The 20815-nt window shown below is 40.2% G+C and carries 20 protein-coding genes; 17 read left to right on the top strand and 3 right to left on the bottom strand.

The window, feature by feature from the left end:
- Positions 1–61 precede the first annotated feature (61 nt).
- Entirely contained in the window at positions 62–886 is an 825-nt protein-coding gene (locus tag LY11_RS03155; RefSeq protein WP_111632292.1) for an aminotransferase class IV, read from the bottom strand.
- 192 nt (positions 887–1078) lie between these two features.
- On the opposite strand from LY11_RS03155, the gene LY11_RS03150 reads away from it, so the two are divergent.
- The 5 genes from LY11_RS03150 (at position 1079) to LY11_RS03130 (ending at position 5182) form a co-directional block, all read left to right on the top strand.
- Positions 1079–2173, top strand: coding sequence for an MBL fold metallo-hydrolase (locus LY11_RS03150; RefSeq protein WP_111632291.1), 1095 nt, complete (start codon positions 1079–1081; stop codon positions 2171–2173).
- Positions 2174–2217: 44 nt separating this feature from the next.
- Complete coding sequence (locus tag LY11_RS03145) at positions 2218–2550, top strand: hypothetical protein (RefSeq protein ID WP_111632290.1); 333 nt, start codon at positions 2218–2220, stop codon at positions 2548–2550.
- A gap of 60 nt (positions 2551–2610) precedes the next feature.
- On the top strand, positions 2611–3465 hold the full coding sequence (locus tag LY11_RS03140; protein ID WP_111632289.1) for a hypothetical protein: 855 nt from the start codon (positions 2611–2613) through the stop codon (positions 3463–3465).
- Positions 3456–4394 (top strand): tRNA (adenosine(37)-N6)-dimethylallyltransferase MiaA, encoded by a 939-nt coding sequence (gene miaA / locus LY11_RS03135; protein WP_111632288.1) that lies wholly within the window; start codon positions 3456–3458, stop codon positions 4392–4394. Before LY11_RS03140 ends, miaA begins: the two co-directional genes overlap by 10 nt.
- Before the next feature lie 215 nt (positions 4395–4609).
- Positions 4610–5182, top strand: a complete 573-nt coding sequence (locus tag LY11_RS03130; protein WP_245952587.1) for a hypothetical protein — start codon at positions 4610–4612, stop codon at positions 5180–5182.
- A gap of 245 nt (positions 5183–5427) precedes the next feature.
- On the opposite strand, the gene LY11_RS03125 is transcribed toward LY11_RS03130, so the two are convergent.
- Positions 5428–6321 (bottom strand): LexA family transcriptional regulator, encoded by an 894-nt coding sequence (locus LY11_RS03125; RefSeq protein WP_111632287.1) that lies wholly within the window; start codon positions 6319–6321, stop codon positions 5428–5430.
- Between the two features lie 153 nt (positions 6322–6474).
- Here LY11_RS03125 and LY11_RS03120 point away from each other — a divergent pair, with 153 nt between their 5' ends.
- The 4 genes from LY11_RS03120 (at position 6475) to LY11_RS03105 (ending at position 10014) form a co-directional block, all read left to right on the top strand.
- Complete coding sequence (locus LY11_RS03120) at positions 6475–8565, top strand: hypothetical protein (protein ID WP_111632286.1); 2091 nt, start codon at positions 6475–6477, stop codon at positions 8563–8565.
- A 54-nt stretch (positions 8566–8619) separates the two neighbouring features.
- A complete protein-coding gene (locus LY11_RS03115) occupies positions 8620–9324 on the top strand; it encodes an ATP-binding protein (protein ID WP_111632285.1) in 705 nt (234 codons plus the stop codon).
- 14 nt (positions 9325–9338) lie between these two features.
- Entirely contained in the window at positions 9339–9608 is a 270-nt protein-coding gene (locus LY11_RS03110) for a hypothetical protein (RefSeq protein WP_170132611.1), read from the top strand.
- 91 nt (positions 9609–9699) lie between these two features.
- Positions 9700–10014 (top strand): hypothetical protein, encoded by a 315-nt coding sequence (locus LY11_RS03105; RefSeq protein ID WP_111632283.1) that lies wholly within the window; start codon positions 9700–9702, stop codon positions 10012–10014.
- On the opposite strand, the gene LY11_RS26490 is transcribed toward LY11_RS03105, so the two are convergent.
- Entirely contained in the window at positions 10015–10416 is a 402-nt protein-coding gene (locus tag LY11_RS26490; protein WP_146610794.1) for a hypothetical protein, read from the bottom strand. It lies immediately after the preceding gene.
- Between the two features lie 274 nt (positions 10417–10690).
- Between LY11_RS26490 and LY11_RS03095 the strand changes: the two genes are divergently transcribed.
- From LY11_RS03095 to LY11_RS03065, 8 genes are all read left to right on the top strand, one after another.
- Positions 10691–11200: a phage holin family protein gene (locus LY11_RS03095; RefSeq protein WP_111632281.1), complete on the top strand. Its 510-nt coding sequence runs from the start codon at positions 10691–10693 to the stop codon at positions 11198–11200.
- On the top strand, positions 11197–11715 hold the full coding sequence (locus tag LY11_RS03090) for a CHAP domain-containing protein (RefSeq protein ID WP_146610793.1): 519 nt from the start codon (positions 11197–11199) through the stop codon (positions 11713–11715). Before LY11_RS03095 ends, LY11_RS03090 begins: the two co-directional genes overlap by 4 nt.
- Before the next feature lie 95 nt (positions 11716–11810).
- Positions 11811–11933 (top strand): hypothetical protein, encoded by a 123-nt coding sequence (locus tag LY11_RS27160; protein WP_262510906.1) that lies wholly within the window; start codon positions 11811–11813, stop codon positions 11931–11933.
- Positions 11934–11959: 26 nt separating this feature from the next.
- Positions 11960–12463 carry a hypothetical protein gene (locus tag LY11_RS03085; RefSeq protein WP_111632280.1) on the top strand — a complete coding sequence of 168 codons (504 nt, stop codon included), beginning with the start codon at positions 11960–11962 and terminating at the stop codon, positions 12461–12463.
- Positions 12464–12465: 2 nt separating this feature from the next.
- The gene (locus LY11_RS03080) at positions 12466–12945 is read left to right on the top strand and encodes a hypothetical protein (protein ID WP_111632279.1); all 480 of its coding nucleotides are present in this window, start codon (positions 12466–12468) and stop codon (positions 12943–12945) included.
- Positions 12946–13156: 211 nt separating this feature from the next.
- Positions 13157–15037: a hypothetical protein gene (locus tag LY11_RS03075; protein ID WP_111632278.1), complete on the top strand. Its 1881-nt coding sequence runs from the start codon at positions 13157–13159 to the stop codon at positions 15035–15037.
- A gap of 1 nt (position 15038) precedes the next feature.
- On the top strand, positions 15039–15446 hold the full coding sequence (locus LY11_RS03070; protein WP_111632277.1) for a hypothetical protein: 408 nt from the start codon (positions 15039–15041) through the stop codon (positions 15444–15446).
- Between the two features lies 1 nt (position 15447).
- On the top strand, positions 15448–20811 hold the full coding sequence (locus LY11_RS03065) for a phage tail protein (RefSeq protein ID WP_111632276.1): 5364 nt from the start codon (positions 15448–15450) through the stop codon (positions 20809–20811).
- Positions 20812–20815: the final 4 nt, after the last annotated feature.

Genomic DNA, 20815 nt, shown 5'->3' with positions numbered 1-20815 from the left:
CCTGATTTAAAGCAAATAAGTCTTTTTTTTAACTTATTTGCTGAATACTGTATTGTTGAGTTTATCCTATTTTTTCCAGCAGCAAATCATATAATTGCGCTGTAACCTTTCCCGCTTTTCCATCACCAATTTCTTTTCCATCTACTTTTAGTACCGGAAGTATGTTTTTGGTTGTACTGGTAATAAAGGCCTCACTTGCATTGTAAAGCTCTTCCAGGCTAAACTCACGTTCGGTCAGTTGAAAAACGGTGTCTTCAAGATTCAGGATGTTTTTGCGGATCACCCCGGCTAAAATATTGTCTTTAGCAGTAACAACTTCGCCTTCAGTAGTCACTATAAAAAAGTTTGCCCTTGGTGTTTCTTTAATAAAGCTATCATACTGATACAATACCTCATCCGCATGATGCTCCTTAATAAACGGTTGTAGCCAGATGGCCATAGAATAATCCAGTGTTTTCATTTCTGCTAACTGTCTTTGATAAGGGTAAGTAACCAAAGTAGTGCCCTGTTCCTGAAGCCCCTTAGGGATACTTAGGGCAGTTTGGGTAATGATCAGATTTTGTGCTGTTGGCAGGGTATAGGCATCCCCGGAATAACCACCAGTTAAAGTCATCTTAATTCCGGAATCCGGTAAATTATTTCTCTGCATCAATTCGGCAATGATACCCTTTAATTCTGCAGGTGTTTGACTAATCTGCAAGTGCATTTTTTTTGCAGAATTATAAAAGCGTGCGATATGATCATCCAAGAAAACGGGCTTGCCATTTATTGTTTTAAAGAAGTCAAATATTCCATAGCCTCTTTGTATAGAAAGGTCAGTCACTAATAAGGAGGCTTGAGTTTCCTCTACAAAAGCATGGTTTAGAAAAACAGTATTAACACTCATTATTTGCGCTGTTTGAAGTTTAGTCGGTGTTTTAAATAAAAAAGGTGCTGCTAATTAACAGGCCCGTGCAATATTAATAAATTTCCGGGGCATGATACTTCATCCAATTGTTATATTCGTTCCGGAATTTCTATGTAAGCATGAATAAACAGATGTTATTACATAGTCTTCATGATTAGCTATTCTAAACCTATGTATATCACTTTATTTATTCTCTGCGCATTATCCATATTGGTTTATGCTATTTTAACCTTACCAGTTTTTGGTCGTTTGCCGCAAGGTGCAAGACTGGAACGTATCCGGCGGCTGCCAAATGCGGAAGGTGATGAACTGCAAAATCAATCTTTAACACCTATGGTGCCCGAAGGTGGCTATCTGGCTATTTTCAAAGCTATGCTGAAGGGCAATCCTGACAGCAGGCCGGCAACTGTTTTACCACATGCTTCACCCCATCTCGATTCCGTATCAGGCGCGAAAGTAACCTGGTTCGGACATTCTTCTTATCTATTACAACTGGATACTTTAAAAGTACTGGTGGACCCGGTATTTAGTAGAACACCTTCTCCGTTTTCTTTTATCGGTAAAAAGCAATACGCGGGTACTGATTTTATCAAGGCAGAAGATTTTCCTGCAATTGATGTGCTGCTGATCACCCATGATCATTATGATCATATGGATTATCAAAGTATATTAAAGCTGAAGGATAGCGTAAAACATTTCCTGACCTCGGCCGGTGCAGGCTCTCATTTAAGCCGCTGGGGAATTCCGGCTGAGAAAATTACAGAACTGGCATGGGAGGAGCAAGCTGTTTTATCTGGTCTTAAATTCACGGCAAAACCGGCAAGACATTTTACGGGGAGATTATTCAAGCGTAACCGGACTTTATGGTCTTCATTTATCCTGGAAACTCCTGAACATAAATTATATTTAGGTGGAGATTCGGGCTATGACAGCCATTTTAAGCTTATTGGCGAAGAACACGGCCCTTTTGATCTGGCAATTTTAGAATGCGGACAGTATAATGAATTATGGCCTCTGATCCATATGTTTCCTGAACAAACAGTGATGGCGGCAAAAGATTTGAAAGCAAAAGTGCTTTTACCTGTGCACTGGGGAAAGTTCACGCTGGCTTTGCATGATTGGAATGACTCTATTATACGCGTTTCTAAAAGTGCTGAAGAATCAGCTCAGCAGATAACCACTCCCTTAATGGGAGAAACCTTTGTGCTGGGTGGAGCTTATCCGGATAAAAAATGGTGGCTAAATGCAGAGAATGGTAAACAATAGTTTTTAATGCTTGTTATACCTGTGAAATTCAAAATATCAAAGCTATGAAAACGGATCTTATAGAAATTTTTCAAACAATCAGGGCAACTTTACAACCATATACCACTTTAGGATTCAATGATGGGGAAAATAGTGATCAGAAATACGATCTTTGGGCCGCTGCGCCTGCGGGGAAAGACGGAGAGGATAAACCAGGCGTGTTTTTTCTCAGTATAGAGATTAAAGACGACCATGTAGCTTTTGAGCTTTTACCTGATACCGTGCCTCAGCATGAGCGGGCTATGCTTATTAAAGAACTGGACGATGTAACTTTGAATTTAATAGAGGATAAAGTTGCTGCTGGTTACAAAATATTCAAAGAGCACGAGTGGGTATAGGGCAGCTTAAAATTGAGCAGAGCTTATAAGAGCAGGTATTGCTATAAATAAAAAACAAGAGTGAGTGTAGAAAAAATAAGCTGGCAACAAGAGCTTAAACAAGCGTTACTGGATATTGGCATGGAGTCAGAACTTTATACTTCTGACTCTTTTCTTTTATTAAAGTTCCGGGATAATGATGAATTGTATCTTAACTTGTTAAGTATAGCCGATCATCCCGGCGTGGCGGAAACGTTAGCATTACAGCAAGCATATGCGGCTTCGGGTAAACAACTCATTCAACTTTGGGAGGATATATGGTTTACTAAACCTGCACAGATTTTGAGCCGGATTAGTGCATTGCTGGGAAAGAATCAAAGAATTCATGGCAGGAAAACTACCGTGTTGAGCATTACTCAGCCAGAAGCTGATACTTTTTTGAAAGAGAATCATCTGCAGGGATCAGCTAAAGCAAGGCATCGGTATGCCTTAGTTTTTGCAGGTCAGTTTGTTGCTGTGGCTACTTTTAGCGGCAAACGGAATATGACCAGGAAACAAGAGGACTATACTTCTGTTGAACTGATCAGGTTTGCTACTGCTGATGGTTTTACGGTACAAGGCGGGTTAAGTAAATTAATCAAACATCTGATCAGAACTATCCTTCCGAGTGATGTGATGACCTATGCAGATTTAGACTGGTCTTATGGCAAAGGTTATACGAAACTTGGTTTTGAGCTGGTCGGACAAATTCCCCCTGCAGAAATATGGCTGGACCGGCTTCATTACATCCGCTATTTTCCTCATCGTCTGCCAGAAGAAATTACGATCGCTACCGAAAAATTAACAGATCCCGGGAAAACAGCCTACTTAAACTCTTTAAACTATAGCCGTATTTTTAATATGGGGAACCTGAAATATATCATACCATGCAAATAGAGAAAAATCTGCTTTTAATCATACTCGGGCCAACAGCTTCAGGAAAAACCAAACTTGCTGTTAGTGTGGCCAATGTATTGGATGGTGAGGTGATCAGTGCAGATAGCAGGCAGGTATTTAAAGATATGGATATTGGAACCGGAAAAGATCTGCATGAATACAAAGCCGGTGAAAAATTCATTCCCTATCATTTGATTAATATCAGAGAAGCAGGAGAGAGTTATAATGTGAATTCATTTAAGGATGACTTCTATCAAATATTTGATGACCTTAACCGGCGGCATAAAGTTCCGGTATTATGTGGGGGCACAGGGATGTACATACATAGTATCCTGCAAAACCATCAATATACAGCTGTTCCTGTCCATGAAGAATTAAGAGCCAGTCTTCCTGCACACGATATTGAAGCATTGCGTAAAATATTGGCTGGTTATCCGGCTGCATTAACATCACATGCAGATCTTTCTTCTGCCAAGAGACTAGTCAGGGCCATTGAAATTGCAGCCTACTTACAGCAACATACCTTAGTGGAAGAAAACCGTCCCTTACTGAATCCTTTGGTCATTGGCCTGGGAGGAGAAGTTGATTCCCGGCGGGAGAAAATTTATAACAGGTTAAATGAACGTTTCGATAACGGATTGATAGAAGAAGTACAAGGGCTTTTACAGCGTGGTGTAAGTGCTGAAATGCTGCTGTTTTATGGTTTGGAATATAAATTCATCACTGAATATCTTCAAAATAAGCTCACTTTACCAGACTTAAAAGAGAAATTGTACATCGCAATCCGTCAATTCGCGAAGCGGCAAATGACTTTTTTCAGAAAAATGGAAAAAGACGGTATTATGATAAACTGGCTTGATTCCGCTATGGATACTGCGCAGTTAACCGATGAAGTTGTTAAATTATACAGCGAATCATTCAAGCGGTAAGGGGCTGTTACAGAAGTGTATCACGCATTCTTTGCTCAGGCTTGAAGGATTTAAGGTTGCTGCTTAAGACCTAAGATCCTTGTATTTTGAAAAATGCCACTTACACAGGTTTCAGGCTTGTTTGATAAGTGAAATAAGCTGCGGATTACCGTAGTGGCATACATTTTGTATTTACCCCATGAAAGGTTGATAAAAATTGTCAATCGTCAAAACACATGAATAAATATAATAAAATGAAAGTTTCTACTAAATTTCTTGCTTCGGCAGCAGCTGTTGTGGCAATATTCTTTACAACTAATGTTAGTGCTCAAAAAATAGGTATCGGTGCAAATATAGGTATCCCTACCAACAACAATTATAGTGTTGCTGCAGGTATCGATGTACGTGCACAGTTTGACGTAACTAAGCAGTTATCGGTTCCGATTGCTACTGGTTATAATCACTATTTTGCTAAAGACCGTGTATATAGTGTTGGCGCTATCAATAATATTGAAGTTCCTGACTATGCTTACATTCCTGTGAAAACTGGTTTAAAGTATTTCTTTGATCCTAGTGGTTCAGGTATCTATGCAATGGGTGAAGTAGGTGCTGCTTTTGGCGTATCTAAAGATTCAAAAACAACTTTCCTTTATGCACCAACTTTAGGTTACTCATGGAGTAATGGTTTAGACTTAGGTTTGAAGTATGAAAATACTGGTAAAGGTGACGCATTACGTTACGCAAATAACTATGATAACAAAAGTGTAGGACAGATCGCTTTGCGTATCGCTTACGGTTTCAAATTATAGTCTTAAAGTATAAGTTAATACAAAAGGGGTGGGTATCTTTAAGATACCCACCCCTTTTTGTTTATAAGCAAGAATTAATCAGTTGATTGTTTCAGTTACGCTAGTATAAGCCAATTAAAACCAGTTGCGTCAACAGGATTATGCTGAACTACCAGAATCACCTTGTTAAACAAGAGTTTAAATCCTGATGCGCATGAAGCCTGTAAAAACCATTTGTGCTCAGGTAGCTTATTTGATCCTGATTGTTAGGGTTTAAACATTCTTAACATCTGGTCCTGCATAATGGAGACTTTGGCTTCCAGGTCATTGAACCTGTTGTAAAGTTCTCCGGGTTCAGGGAATTCAAATATAAACCCGGCCCTTAATTTCCAGACCTCCAGTACATCAGAAACATCTAAAATTATATTAGGATATTCTCTTTTGTTTTGGTTATCAGATAATAAGATAAGTTTTCCTGTTTCATGAATTCTGTTTAATACCCTTTTCATTACAATACCCTCTGAGCTTGTAATTACTATATAAACATATCTGTCACGAATATCATCAAAGCTTTCTACCCACCTCCCTATAGCTATAGAAGAGTTGTGCATGGTGGGTGACATAGAATGGCCTCTGATTTCAAATGCTCTGTGTGAACCACCTTTGATCCCCGGCATACGGATAGTAGGTAAACGCTCAATGTATTCCGGGTCCGCATAACCATTCAGATAACCGGCTGCTGCTTTTACATTGACCAGACTGATCAGCTCCTCATTGTTCTCATTCACCGACACTACTTTTGGTACGCCGAAATTAAGATTTGGGGGGTCAGCTGGGGTGTCATGTTTTTGCAGCGCTGGGGTGTCATTTTTAGACCCTGTTGTTTTTGAATAAACAGCCTGCGGTTCTGCCAGCAGATTTGATGGCTGCACTAAAATATCTGAGGATGTACCAAAGATATAATTAGGGTTTATTCCGAATTTATTAAAGAATATCTGTAGAAAATCTCCGCTGATCTTAATTCTATTATTCAGAATCTCTGAAAGATAAGATTGACTTATACCTAGTTGCAGCGCAATATCCTTCTTACTCTTGACTATTTTATCCCTTGTCAGGAAGTCAACCACCTCTTTAAACCGCTGATTAATTGTTTTCTCCAATTGACTATGTGCTTGTTACAGATATTCTGTACGATTTGAAAATATATTTTCTTTTAATACAGAATATCTGTATAATTGTGAACTTAACCGAACAATAATCGAAGGTAAGAAAAATAAAAACGACATGTGTCAGAAAAACAAAAGACAACACGTATGGAATATATAAGCAATAATAAGATAGCGCTTACCTATGGTGAATATGTTGATCTGTTTGGGCTGGATTCTTATAAGAATGATAAGCGGCGTAATAACATTATCGTCCACGGGCTGGGTGGCAATGGCCGCAAAGTATATATTGAGTATGAAGCACTCAAAGAAAACCGTAAGCAGGTGATCAGGGCGAAATACGGTGATCCTTATGAATACCTGGCTAAAAAGCCTGTGTTGAACTTAATCAACTGGGACTATGAAGCGCAAAAATTCTATGAACATTATGTATTGCCTAATGGATTAAAGCTGCCGGCTTGTGATGAAGATATTAATGGAAAAAGACAAATCAATTATGTAGACCGGTATACCAGGGCCGCGAGCTGGCTGAATATGCTGTCGGACTTTACAAATGATAAAAAAGCACTTAAAAGAGAACTGAAAATTAGTTTAGCTGTGTTTTGGGATATAGTTACAGAACTGATCCGCACGCAAGAGATCGGCATACCCGCGAATGCAAAAAGATTAAAAGAAAAACTTAAACAATATCAGGAGTTAACTGAGCCGGCGCAGCAATATGAGCTATTGATCGAAAAGTTCAGATTTGGAAATGGTAACGCGAAGAAGATTAAAGGAGCAGCAGCAGAAGCTGTTTTACTGAAGCTTTTATCTGATCCCAGGAAGCATGACTATACCGTAGTGGCAGCGGCCTATAATAAATTTGCAGAATCAAATGGTCAGCATCAGGTAACACCAGGAGCTATTGGATACTTTAAAAACAGGAATGAACATATTCTTGCCGCATCCAGAGAAGGTAGGAAAAATGCGTATAGCAAATACAGTAAACATATACAAAGAGACAGGGCTTCAGCGCCACTGCTTTTTGTCAACGCAGATGATAACTGCTTAGACCTGTTTTTTGAAACTGAAACCTGGACAGAGCTTGGCGGTACAAAGAAAAGCAAATACTATCGCCCAATGCTGTACGTAATCACTGATACTTATAATGACTATATACTGGGTTATGCTGTTGGAGATCGGGTAACGCACGAATTGATTTATGAAGCTTTTCGGAATGCAATGAATCACATTCAGACGCTGACGGGCAATTATTATTTGCCGCATCAGCTGCAAACCGATCGCTGGGGACTTGATGTCAAGCTGAAAAACAAACTGGCTGAATTTTATAGTAAAGTAGCAATATTCACTCCGCAGGCTCATGGCGTACCACAAGGAAAGTACATCGAGAGAAGTTTTGGCGTAGAGTGGCACCAGGTGCTAAAAGCAATGCCTTCTAATAATTATGCAGGTAAAAATATCACTGCTAAGGAGCGTTTGAGTGCTGAATATGTGGTACAGGCTTCAAAGGATTATCCTAAAATAGAAGAAATGCCAGCTATCGTGGAAACATTTATCAAGGTGATGCGGATGAAACCTAATCCTAAAACTGGTATAAGCAGACAACAAGAATGGTTGAAAGCTTTCAATGCTTCTGAAAAAAGTAAAGTCAAAATCATTGATACAGCTGTGAAACTTCAGCTCATGGGTAAAAAAAGAGCAGGCGAACCACTAATGCTGACCGCAAGTGGCTTAAGGCCGGTATTGGAAGGAAAGAAGATCAGTTTGGATATTCCTGACCAGGTAATTTATGAGAATCATGGTAAAAAAGTAGAGGTTATTTATGATCCTCAAAATCTTAGTGAGGTTTTAATCACCGATGGTAAAGGGCTGAGGTTTGTTGCCAGGCCTTATCAGAAAGTTCCAGCTGCCATTGCAGATTATCAAACAGGTGACCGGGAAAGAATCGGAGGTTTATTTGAAGCCAAAAAGCAAATAGGAGCGCTTTTAACGCAAACACTGGAGCAAAGGGTAAAGATTTTAGATGAAATTCATATAGATCCTCAAAGTCTTTTACAAGCAGGTATCTTAATTAAGGATTTAAAGCAGGGTGCAGAAACACTTTATCTGGAAGGTCAATATCAGGCTGAGTCCATCAGGCCAAAGGGCCAAAAAGCAGTTAAACAGGCAACAAAACAACAAATAGCAGCGCAAGAGCCAGAAGCTGAAGAGGAATTAAATCCCTACGACTTCTATTAACAAAAAAAGCCGCCTTTGCAGAGGCGGCCATTATAAACATTTTAAAACGACAAAATGAATACAGAAACAAAGCAACGAATTAAAAATGACTTATCCCAGAGCTGGATCGTGTCCAGGGATACGCGCAGAATGAAATTGATAGAAAAAATCTATCAGGACGCTAAGAATTACAGTGAAGTTTTTTGCATTGTAGCAGCCGAAGGAAGTGGTAAATCAGAACCAGCCAGACTTTTTGCCGATCAGCAGAACGTATTTCTGATCAAATGTAAAGAGCATCTGAACCGTAAAACATTCTTAGCAGATTTATTAACGGCAATGGGTAAAAATAGTGGTGGTTATAGTGTTTATGAAATGATGTCTGCCATTCTTGAAACCATTTTAAGTGTAGAAAATCCGATAATCATCATCGATGAAGCGGATAAAATCAGTGATCCGCTGCTTTATTTCTTTATCACGATCTATAATGAAACCGAAGATAAGTGCGGGATTGTTTTACAGGCTACAGATCATTTGAAGAAGAGAATTCTTAAAGGCGTGACCATGAATAAAAAAGGGTATAAGGAAATGTACAGCCGTATCGGCAGAAAGTTCGTTGAGCTTCCTGCGAATAACCAGGGTGAGTTAAAAAGGATTGCGCAGCTTAACGGGGTTTCAGATGATTTTGAATTGAACCGTATTGTCAATGAGAGTGAAGGAGATATCAGAAGGGTAAAACGATTAGTACATGCTTATCACAGGAAAGGAGGGCAGGCAATATGAAACCAGTACATATAATGGAAATGGTAGCAGAAGTTTGCGGAGTTACCACTGCTGATATGCAAGGCGCAAGCCGTTTACCTGATATTTTGTTTGCAAAATATATTACCGTGATGATCTTAACAGAAGACCAGACAGCCGATAGTGAGATTATTGCCCTGTTCCCCAAGCATAACCGGATAGGGATCTTATACCACTGCAGAGACGCTTTTAATGACCTGATTTTATACAACAGGCTTTTTAAAAACTGGTACTTGGAAAGTATCAAAAGATTAGGTGATGATTAACGGCAATGAAGAAAAACTCCCCTCAGGAGTTTTTCTTCATTTAATAACTTTTCTTTAATTTTTACTACCTAATGAGGACATTTGTATTACGATGATCAGAGGCAGCCAGACACTTACTTCAATTTTTCCACCAGCTTTCGAAGCTGATGCAACCCGGAAAGGGAAACGCAATATTTATGCAACAGAACGCAATGATTGTATGGCCCACCGGTTCTATTATTATTACCATATCCTGAAAAAAAGATTTGATGTAGCGGTTGCGGATATGGAAAAGGAATTCTTTATCAGTGGCAGTACCATTATCAGCTGTTTGACCGAAGGGGATGCAAACCTGAAAGAAATTGTGGCCCTGTCTCCCGACAAGACCACATTGAGAAAAAAATATCCGCACCTGAACTGGCAGTAACTACTGAGGGCTTTTCTGATAACCTGTTTTGAACAGGAATCTGAATACGACAAGCCCGTCCAGTCTTGGTTCTTTCACCAGGGATTTACATTCCCAGCGGTTCATTTCCTGATCTCCCCATCCTTGAAATTTCGCTTCCAGGGCTTCCTGAATATCATAAGGCGAAATACTAACATCCTTCCCATAATCCAGTGCCAGCCGCAAGCTGATCTCACAATCACAAACCTGCTTTGTAGCTGTTAGATTTTTGCGGACAGGTTCTGAAATAGAAAAGCCCACAAACGGAAATTTAAGTACTGCAATTTTGTCGCTCTGTTCCAGTTGTCCGTAGTCTTCTTCGACCTGTTTGATTGAAGGCAATTCTTTGAAGCGCTCCAACATTTTTAAATAAACTTTCTTCATTTTTCTGATTTTAAATAAGCTCTCCCGGATTGATTTCCCCGACCCGTTTAAGCGTGATAACAGTTCAAAAATCGGTACTATAAACAGGGCAAAAAAACTGGGTAATTCTATCATGGTAATTACTGCTATATAAACTAAAATCTGTGCTATGATGGTTTTACAGCGTTTTTTTAGGGCTTTTTTCTGCTGTACGTTTGTATCATAATCGAACAGCAAATGAGAAAACAACGACTAAATATCAACCTTAAAACAAGACTTCAAATTGTACAGGCTAATGCAGTTTTTAACCAGAATGCTTAGCTCTTTTGATTACCACAGCTGGTTAGAATTAGGTCAGAGTTTATGGCCGACGACTAAATACCGCTTAACCATTGCCAGTACTATGTTTAGTGTCATGTTTCCTTTGATAGACCGTGTTTTTGGCCTGGATACTTATGCTTTTGCACTGTTGATCCTGGTGTTCATGGCAGAAGTTACCAGCGGGGTAGTCGCGGCGCATATCCGGAAAGAGGGGATCAGCAGCATGAAGCTTAGCCGCTTTAGTTTTAAGGTCTTTTATTACCTCGTTTTGATTGCGCTTCCATATGTGATGTCTCAAAGTTTTAAGGCGCATCAAAGGGCTGCAGCAGCGCTCATGTTCGATTGGCTGCATCTGTTTCTGCTCTCCCAGATTTTACTTGAAAATGTGGTGAGTGTACTTGAAAACCTTGCAGTGATCAGTGGGAAAGAGAAGACCCATTGGATTAGTAAAATACAGGATAAACTTAATAATCTCCTATCGTGAGCAGTGTAAATAGAATAATTGAAATAGCAAGAAGCTATTTAGGGAAATTGGAACTAAAAGGTAACTCAGGCTTTGGGGACGCTGTTTTTGAGCAGCAGATGAAGAATGTGGGCTGGTATAAAGGTGCACCCTGGTGTGCTTTTTTTACCAAGCTGGTTTACAAAGAAGCTTATGGCGGTCATCAAAGCTTCAAGTCGATCGTGAACAGCTGTTGTAGTGGCGGAGCGCTGCAGACCTTACGTAACCACGAGAATAACGGGACTTTTCCTGTCGGGGAAACGCCAAAGCCCGGGGCAATTGTAATCTGGCGGATGGGAAGAGGCACTACAGGCCATGCAGGTATTGTCATCAGCGTTGATCACGCCAAAAACACAATGACAACTATCGAAGGAAATACCAATGCCAGCGGAAGCAGGGAAGGGGACCGTGTGGCGCAGAAACTACGGACGATTACCAGGAATTTCAATGAAAAAGGATTGAACGTAGAGGGGTATATCTATGCCGTAGAGGTCTGATCTGAGTTGACTAATAAAAAGAAAGAGAAATAAATAAACGTGTATTTAAAAGTCGAAAAATGAGAAAAGCAATGGATTGAATGTAACCTGAAACAATGCCTGAGGTTGTCGGCAGATCACTTCAGCAGCAAACAAAAAAAGTCATTAAAAGAGCTGAACAGGTGGGTCAGCAGTTAAACAAATTAAAAGGAAAAGACGACCGTCCGATCCTTCATTAAAAATTAAACCCTTAAAAATCAATATTATGTCACAATTCAGTTTAGATATTAAATCATTAAAAGTAGGAAGTTTAGAAGTAGATGGCGATGCTGGTAAAGTATTAGCTTCTCCGGGAGAGATCAAAGAAAACACGGTAAAAGTTACGCAGGCAGATGCAACGCAGACTAAAATTAAAGCTGCTGGTAAATCCCAGCCTGTTATCGTGATCAATGAGGATGGAGACATCACCGTTGAGTACGACATCATGACTTTTGACGTAGAGGTGATGCAGAATTATATGGGTGGTACCCTGACAGGAACCGGGCCAAATAAGATCTGGAATAAACCTTCTAAATCTCCGATTATTGAGAAAACTCATGAGATCATTGATGCTCAGGGCGCGACCTGGTTATTCCCACGCGTTCATGTTTCAGCAACACTGGTTGGTGTTTTCAGTCCTACAGATGTTAACGTTATCCGCGTAAAAGGTACGGTATTAGAGCCTGCCAAAGCCGGAGTAACTTCTGTAAGTTATGGTAATCCAGCATAACAATGAATACGGTAGAGTTTAGAGCTGCCGAAACATTGCTGGACAGAGGTGTGGCGGTTCATTTCCCCGCACCTCTGTTGCTTCGGCTCTTTGGAAAAAAGAGAATAACAGTAAAGATACAAAACCCTATGGGCGGGACACTGGTACAGATTAGCAGTTACTATTTACAACTGGGGCTTGATGTGGCGAAAGTAAACGAAATTCCATTTAATGAACTCGTAGGCAAGCAGCTCAGACACACCAAAACGATTGCTAAGCTGGTTGCCTGCGCCTTATTAAATGATCGTTTACTAAGCTTGTTATTTACACCTGTACTGGCTTTTTACCTGATGAACAAACTGACCCTGAGAGACATGTGCATGGTGATGGAGATCGTTGTGCTGCAAGGTGGGATTGAGGATTTTACACACATTATCAGCTTGGGAGAGACATTGAATATGATGAAACCAAAGATGAGCCAACAGATCAGTCATACGAGTTAAAAGCCTGTGGCTTAGATAGCGTATGGGGTGTAATATTTTCCATAGCAGAACGGACCGGCTGGACCTTTAAGGATATTTTGTGGGGAACCAGCTGGATAAATATCAGGCTGATGTTAGCCGATGCCCCGACAATGAAACGTATTAAAAAGAAACCTAAAAAAGTTACCGGTGATACACTGGCTGAACGATTGGGATTAAAATAACAAAGCAAATGAACGACTCAAATTTAGACATAACTTTTACTTTCAATGCTGCTCAGATTGAACAGGAACTGAAAGCAACCCGTGAACGGATCAAAGGCATCGGCGATGAGGCAAAAATTCAGGAAGGTTTTTTACAACGCCTTGGAAGTGCGGCCGCATTAGCTCAAAAAGGACCTGATAGCGGCATAGATCCCGAGGCTGATCTAAAAAAGCTTCTGGAAACTTATAAAGCCTATGCGGAAACGCGTGCGGCTATGGTAGCAGAATATCAAAAGGCTGCAGCTTTATTGGAAGCGTCGGGATACAAAGAACAAGCTAAGCTGGCTTTGAAGGTTGGCGACGAGGAGGTGACTAAAACTGACGAAGCAAATGTCAAAAAAATGGCTTCTTATAAAAATCTTTTCAATAACCTGGAGCAGATGACTGTTCAAAACACATTCAAAGCCATTGACTTGCTTGAACAAGAACTGAGTGCTACAAAATTGACTGCTGATGAAAAGAACAAACTGGAGGGTGAAATTTTAAAGGTTAAGAAAACAGCCCAAACCGGCAGTGTCAAAGAACTGACCGACCTGGCAGATAAACTCCGCGCAGTAGGTCAAAGCTTTAGTGGGATCAACAGCAATATTACTGCGATGGTTGGCACAGTAGCAACTGGAGTTGCTGGTGTTGGTGAAATTAAAAAACAAACTGCAGTTTTTAAAGACTCGAAGTCAAGCACGCTGGATAAACTGGGTGCAGGAATGGGGATTGCCTCAGCAGCATTTGGTGTGGTCAATAGTGTGCTGGGTTACTTTGGTGGCTTAAAGGCCGCTAAAGAAGCTGCAGCCAAATATATTAAAGATTACCAGGACGCTGCTACCAAAGGAGAGCTGGCCTACCAGGCTTTGCTCAGAAAAAGAGATCAGGATGAGGTAAAGCGTGGTAAAACAAGTTATCAGGGCATGATTGCCCAGCTTGACCTATTGAAACAACAAAGTCCTGAGTTACAAAAAGCTTACGATAAGGTTTTTACCTCTATTCAAGGGCAGGAGTTTGTAGACGGGGTAGGGTCAAAACATGGTACATGGCTCAGAAAAGCTAAGACATGGGATATTATGGCCAGTCTTGGCGGAAGTGACTATGCGAAGATGGAAGAGCTTTACCTGCAAGGTAAATTAAAAAACCAGGCTAAGTCTGATTTTGAGGCTTTAAAATCACTTCGTGAAGAATTGAAACAATCTGGTATTGATGTTGAAAATCTGCAGGAGAAGATTAACGGTCTTTTAACGGGAACTTCTGTCGAGGGTTTATCAGATGTATTTGCTGACCTGGTAGCAGGTGGTAAATTATCTGCGCAAGACCTGGGCGATAGTTTTGAAAGTATCCTGAAGAAATCAATCGTCAATAGTTTTAAATATAACACCGTACAAAAGGCAATGCAGCCTCTTTATGAGGAGCTTACTGCCTTAACTGCCAATGGTAAAATTCCTTCGGAAGAAGAAATTCAAGGCTGGAAAGACAGGGCTACGGCTTTGGGGCTTAGTTTATCTGCGCAGTGGGATTCAATCTCAAAAACTACCGGGGTAAGTTTTGGAGACAAAAGTTCTGCCGATACCGGAATGGCCAGTTCGATTAAAGGGATTACTTCTGAGGAAGCTAATTTACTGGCCGGCCAGTTTGGTGGCTTACGCTTAGCGCAGATTGAAGGAAATGAGCTGGCGAAACAAAATACATCCAGTATGTCTGAATCTTTAATGGAGATCAGGTCGCAGACCCTTTCTCTGAAAGAGATTGAGCTGAATACTGGCAGATCTGCCGATGTAGAAGAGCGCTTTTTGCCTTATTTAATGAGCATCGACAGTAAATTAACGAATACTAATAACGCAACTAGAGCCGCAGGAATATAATATGGATTTTGCAATAAACAATCTTGATGTAAGACCAAACTACGGTTTGGAAATCGAAGACGCTTCTGCTTTATTAGGGCATGGCGATAGAAAAAACTCTGATTCTTTTGATTATAAAGATGAGAACGGAGAGTATATAGATTTAAGTGATCCCAAGTTTGACGATCTGGAAGTGACTTTGAAATGCTGCATTGTGGCTGATAACCGCTCCGATTTCTGGCTTAAAAGGAATGCGCTTTTTGCGGAACTGCGTAAGCCCGGGTATTCAAGCCTGACAGTCGCAGACCACGCGATGACTTACCAGGTTTATTTTAAGAAAAGTGGAAACTGGAAAAAACTGAATGAGCTTGACAATGGCGGTAAAACGGCAATCATGTTTGATTTAACAATCAAAGTAAAATTTTTATAAGATGAGATACGAGATAAAAAGAACCAATGGTTCTGCAGAGCAGCTCATTGCCACGGTAAGCCCGACAGGTAAACAGAGCAAAAAAGCTATGGGAGAGAACGTGGTGGACTTTTCTTTCACGCTTCCCAGGTATATTGATTTTAAGCTGATGGACTTTGTACTGGTGTATGGAGAGCGTTATCAGCTGAACGTACTTCCTTCGGTAAAAAAAGTCGCGAAGAACAGTTTTGAATATAACATGCAGTTAGAAGCTGTATTTTATGACCTGGCAAAAGTGCAATTGCAGTTCCTGAATACAAAAAATCAGCTTTTAGAGCCGTCTTTTACCCTGATGGGTAATGCGGCGACCATTGTTGGTTTAATTGTAGAAAATGCAAACCGCCACAGTGCTGGCTGGTCTGTAGGTACAGTAGATGATACAGGTTATAAAAATTTCACGTTCAACGCAGAGAACTGTTTGCAGGGATTGAACAGGCTTGCTCAGGACTTTGAAACAGAATTCTGGATTGAGAATAAGACTATCCACCTTCAAAAGCGGGAGCAAAGTAGCGGAATGTCTTTCGGATATGGCCAGGGAAAGGGTTTGTACAGTATCTTCAGAGGTAATAACAAAAGCATCAATATCGTGACGCGCTTGTATGTTCGGGGATCTGCTCAGAATTTACCTGCGGGCTACAGAAATGCTTCTGGCAGTTTGCTGCTGCCTGGTGGTAAAACCTATTATGAAGATCCGGCAAAGATTGCTTTATATGGGCTGATTGAGGCTACACAGGTTTTTGACGTGAAACCAGAACGTGAAGGCGTAGTGAGTGCGATCGTTGCCGGTAGTGGTAACTGGAAGTTCTTTACTGACAATACTTTAGATTTTGACCTGAATACGGTTAAGCTTGATGGTGCTTCGAAAGTAAGATTCAATACCGGGCAATTAGCGGGATATTCTTTTGAAATTTCGGCTTATAATCATCAGACTAAACAGGTGACGATTAAAAAGAACGAGGAAGAAAAGGCTATAGAAATGCCTTCTGATCTATTAAGGCCTGCAGTGGGGGATAAATATGTCCTGGTGGATATAGCGATGCCTGAAAGTTATGTTTTAGCTGCTGAAAACAGGTTGAATCAGGCTGCATTAGCCTATTATGAGAAAAATAGTGACCCTGTTTTAAACTTTGCTTACACTATTGACTGTGATCCGATCTGGTTTAAAAAACTGGGTGTTAAAGTGACGCTTGGGAATACGGTTGTGATCACTGATACAGATATGGGCATCAATGGAGAAATCCGGATCGCTGCGTATAAACGTGATCTTCAAAGTGCTTATAAGTATGAATTTGAAGTAACTGACAGTATTGGCGCGAATGAAATTATCCGCCAGTATGCGCAGCAGCAAAGGACTTTACAGTTGATTGAAAGCAGTGGTTTACTGGACATTAACCAGATCAGGAAAAACATTTTTCTGAACCGTTTATCTGAACAGGATGGGTATTTAATGTTGTCCGGAACTAAAACCAAAGCCGGAGTAGCAGATTATACACCTGAGTCAGGACATGCTTTAAAAGCAGATTATGCTAAAGATAGTGATCAGTGGGATGGTAGACATTTTGATGATTTCATCAGCCAGCCCGTGCGAAAAACTGATGCGGTTACATTTTTATCAGTTGTTGCCGATACAGTAAATAGTAAAGGTTATGTGAGTGGTTTTACAGGGACAGGTTATAAAATAAACCCTGATGGAAGTGCAGAATTCGATAACCTTACCGTGCGTAAGGAATTGAATGTAAATGTGCTTAATGTTCGTGAAATCACTGGTAGCGGAGGTAGTATCGCAATTACAAATGTGGCAAAAATCAAAACGGTAACTGATAATGCTGATTATTGGTCTTGTCAGATTAACACCGATGAGGGAACAATTGCTGTGCAGTTCCGGGTGAATGATATTGTACGTTGCCAGGTTTGGGATGGTAAGCGTTTGAAGTATTATACGGCACGTGTCAGGGCGGTTAGTGCAGGTATTTTTGATCTGGATAAAGCGGGTAAAACCGGCGGGGGTATTCCGGCTGCGGGAGATAGCGTTTTTCAGTTTGGTAATACGACTGATACCAGTCGCCAGGGGTTGATATATTTGACGAATAGTGATACTGGTGCACCTTATATTGATGTTTTAGATGGTATTAATTCGGATAGTTTAGCGGGTAAAACCAAAGTGCGTCTGGGTAAACTTTCAGGGATTAGCGATGCGGATCTTGGTGAGCTGGATGGGTATGGGTTGTATGCTGAGCGCGCATTTATAAAAGGGAAAATAGTCATTACCGGTGGTAATGCTGCTACTAATCAAAGTGTAACAGATAAAATCGGAGCTATACAAGTTGGTGGGGCTAATCTATTTACTGGGGGGAATTTCGATACACAACCTTTACTGGAAGGGAAATACAATTGTAATCCGGGATTGTCAAGTGAATACGGAGGTATCTTACCAAGATTGGGCAGCTATTTTTTATTAGCTGATAATCAAGGTTTGAATCCTATATTCTACTACCAGATGCCAAGAATTAAAGTGGCTGGTAGTACTCAATACATCATATCTTTCTATTCGATTTCACCTTCGGAAGCGAAGGGAATTAATATAGTTCTGGCGTATAATGGAACTGATGTCCAGCCAGCTATTCCTGTAACATATACCAATACAGATTTTTCATGGGGAAAAAGAAATTCAATAACAATTTCAACCCCTGCAGAAGCTAAAACGATGGCGATCAGATTTGATATTAATTCTCCTACTTGGTTTGTTTTAGATGGTCTGCAAGTAGAAATTGGAAATAAAGCAACTGACTGGAAACCTTCAATTGATGATCTTTCTAAAAATGTTACCGATAAAATTGGCGGTATTACACTTGGAACCAGGAATATAGTATTAGATGGAGCATTTAAAAATGGTCTGTCTGGGTGGGAGCAAAATGGAGGGTCAGCAGAAGCCGTAATTGTTGACGGTATTCCTGCTTTGTATATTCAGTCTGCAGCAGATGCAAATGGAATATACGCATTTAATAAATTGACAGTACCTATAAAAGCTAATACAGATTATATCGTTTCCTTCGATATACGAGGTTATGATTATACAGGCGGCCACTATTTGGCTGTTGGAATAAACGGTGTATCTAATGGTATTTCAGTACCTGATACTAATATCTGGAATAGGGTTAGCCAAACAACTAATAGCGGAGCAATCAGTGGAAATCAACCTGTAATTATTTACGGAACTGGTGGCAGACAGGCATTTTACATTAGAAATTTTAAAATAGTAGAAGGTAACAAGGGTGCGGACTGGTCACCGGCACCCGAAGATATTGAAACCAAAGTTGATGGTATACAAATAGGAGGAACTAATACATTTGGGGCGACCTCTCCAATGACAGGTTATACCGGATTAGCCGGCGTGCAATATGTTAAGGATGGCACTGTGTCGGGGTTTAGAATTACTAATGGTATCTTTTCAGTAGGTACACAAGGTCAGAATGATGGACTACTTCGTATAAATTCAGTTATCACATCAAATGGAGAATGGACTGTATCAGGGTACATCAAGAGTAATGGTTCTATAAATATGGGAATTGATATTTGTGACCTAAACAGAATTGTTATACCTATTAGAAAAATTAATGAGTGGGTATATTTTAAGCATACTGTAAATGTCACTAATTACACTCCAGAGTTGTATACGTTTGTTGATTTCGATACGATCGGCTGGCAATATTTCCTTTTACAAGATCTTAATGTTGAAAAAGGAAATAAGCCTACTAGCTGGTCCCCTGCTCCAATTGATGTTTCAAATGAGGCTAATAATTTTGCTAATTCAGTGGCTACTTCGAAAGCAAATGCAGCACAGGCCAATGCGTTATATGGTGCAAGCCAGGATGCACAGGCAAAAGCCAATGCTGCTAAGGCTGCCGCAGATCTAACAGCCAGGCAGTTAGTGGATTCTGTGGATTTTGGCGGAGTTAATATGCTGAAAAATACGGCAAATTTTGTTAATAATAACTATTGGTCTAATACCGTTGTTGCGGGCCAGTTTACTAACGGGTCAACGTGTTTATTTTCGCCCGACATTGCTACAGGTAACGTATCATACAGTGAACCTGTCAGAGTTAGAAGAGGTACTGTTTATACATATTCCGGATGGGTATACTCACAGGACTATTCCGGAGAAGTCGATAACATCGTGCCTATGCACTTCTGGTTGGGGGCTGGGCCAAATACGAATGATTGGAGTTATGAGATAATTGCTTATCAACAAAAAATACAAGTTGATAATTTTAGATTTTGTTATGTGACTTTTAAAACAGGAGGAGTAAATACTGACTATGGTGATTTATTTATAAGACCGTTTATATATGGTGCAGGCGTTTTACATAAGGCTTATTTTACTCAGATGAAGTTGGAGCAAGGAAGCAAACCAACTACTTGGTCCCCTTCGCCTGAAGATGTGAGCGCAGCAATATCAAATGCAAATGATAAAGCAGTATTAGCACAGCAGGCAAATAATGCGTTGACCGACCGGCTGAAAACAATGGCTTATCGTGACATTAATATAGCGGCAAAACAAGGTGTAACTACGATAGATAATGGAAGTGTAGTGACGTTTGCTGTGGATGCAGCTTTTATAACAGCGAATGTCATTAACGTAGGTTACATCACCGGACTTGATTTAAATTTCACTAAAGGTTCAATTGGAGGTATTATAATTCAAGGAAATGCGATTACTTCATCTAATGGATTGTTTTCTGTAAACAGTGCTGGATTTTTAACAGCAACGAATGCCAATATTTCAGGGACCATAAACGCAAGTGCAGGTTCAATAGGTGGAATTTTGATTCAAAATAATTCGATAACATCAATTAACAAATTTTTTTCTGTAACCAGTGAGGGGGTTTTAACAGCGGCAAATGCCAATATTTCAGGAACTATCAATGTAAATGCTGGCTTTATAGGTGGTTTTAATATCAGGAATGGCTATATGGATTATATAAATGAAGGTAACGGCAATCAATTTATATTAAATCCTGGTGGAGGACTTATGGCTTTCTTAAATAACAAAGATGATTCCTTCTCTGGTATCGGTCATACTGTGTATTCGGCAACATCTGGAGTTACTGCGGTGGCAAGGTTTGAAAACAAGATGAATAAATCATCAGGTCTTAATATCGGAATGGTGGCTTCTGCATCAGGAGCGTCAATTAATATTGCGGTAGATATTTTGGCTGGAGATATACGGGTTTCCGGATCAATGGGACAAAGTTTTACTCAAAATATTGGTGGTGGATTTGGTCTTAAATTCGTCAAGGGTATCTGTGTAGGAGCGGTCAGAATTTAAATAA

It is taken from the genome of Pedobacter cryoconitis (assembly GCF_003259615.1).
GTDB classification, from domain to species: domain Bacteria; phylum Bacteroidota; class Bacteroidia; order Sphingobacteriales; family Sphingobacteriaceae; genus Pedobacter; species Pedobacter cryoconitis.
The sequence above is the reverse complement of the archived record's forward strand: the minus strand, read 5'-3'. Positions and strand labels throughout refer to the sequence as shown.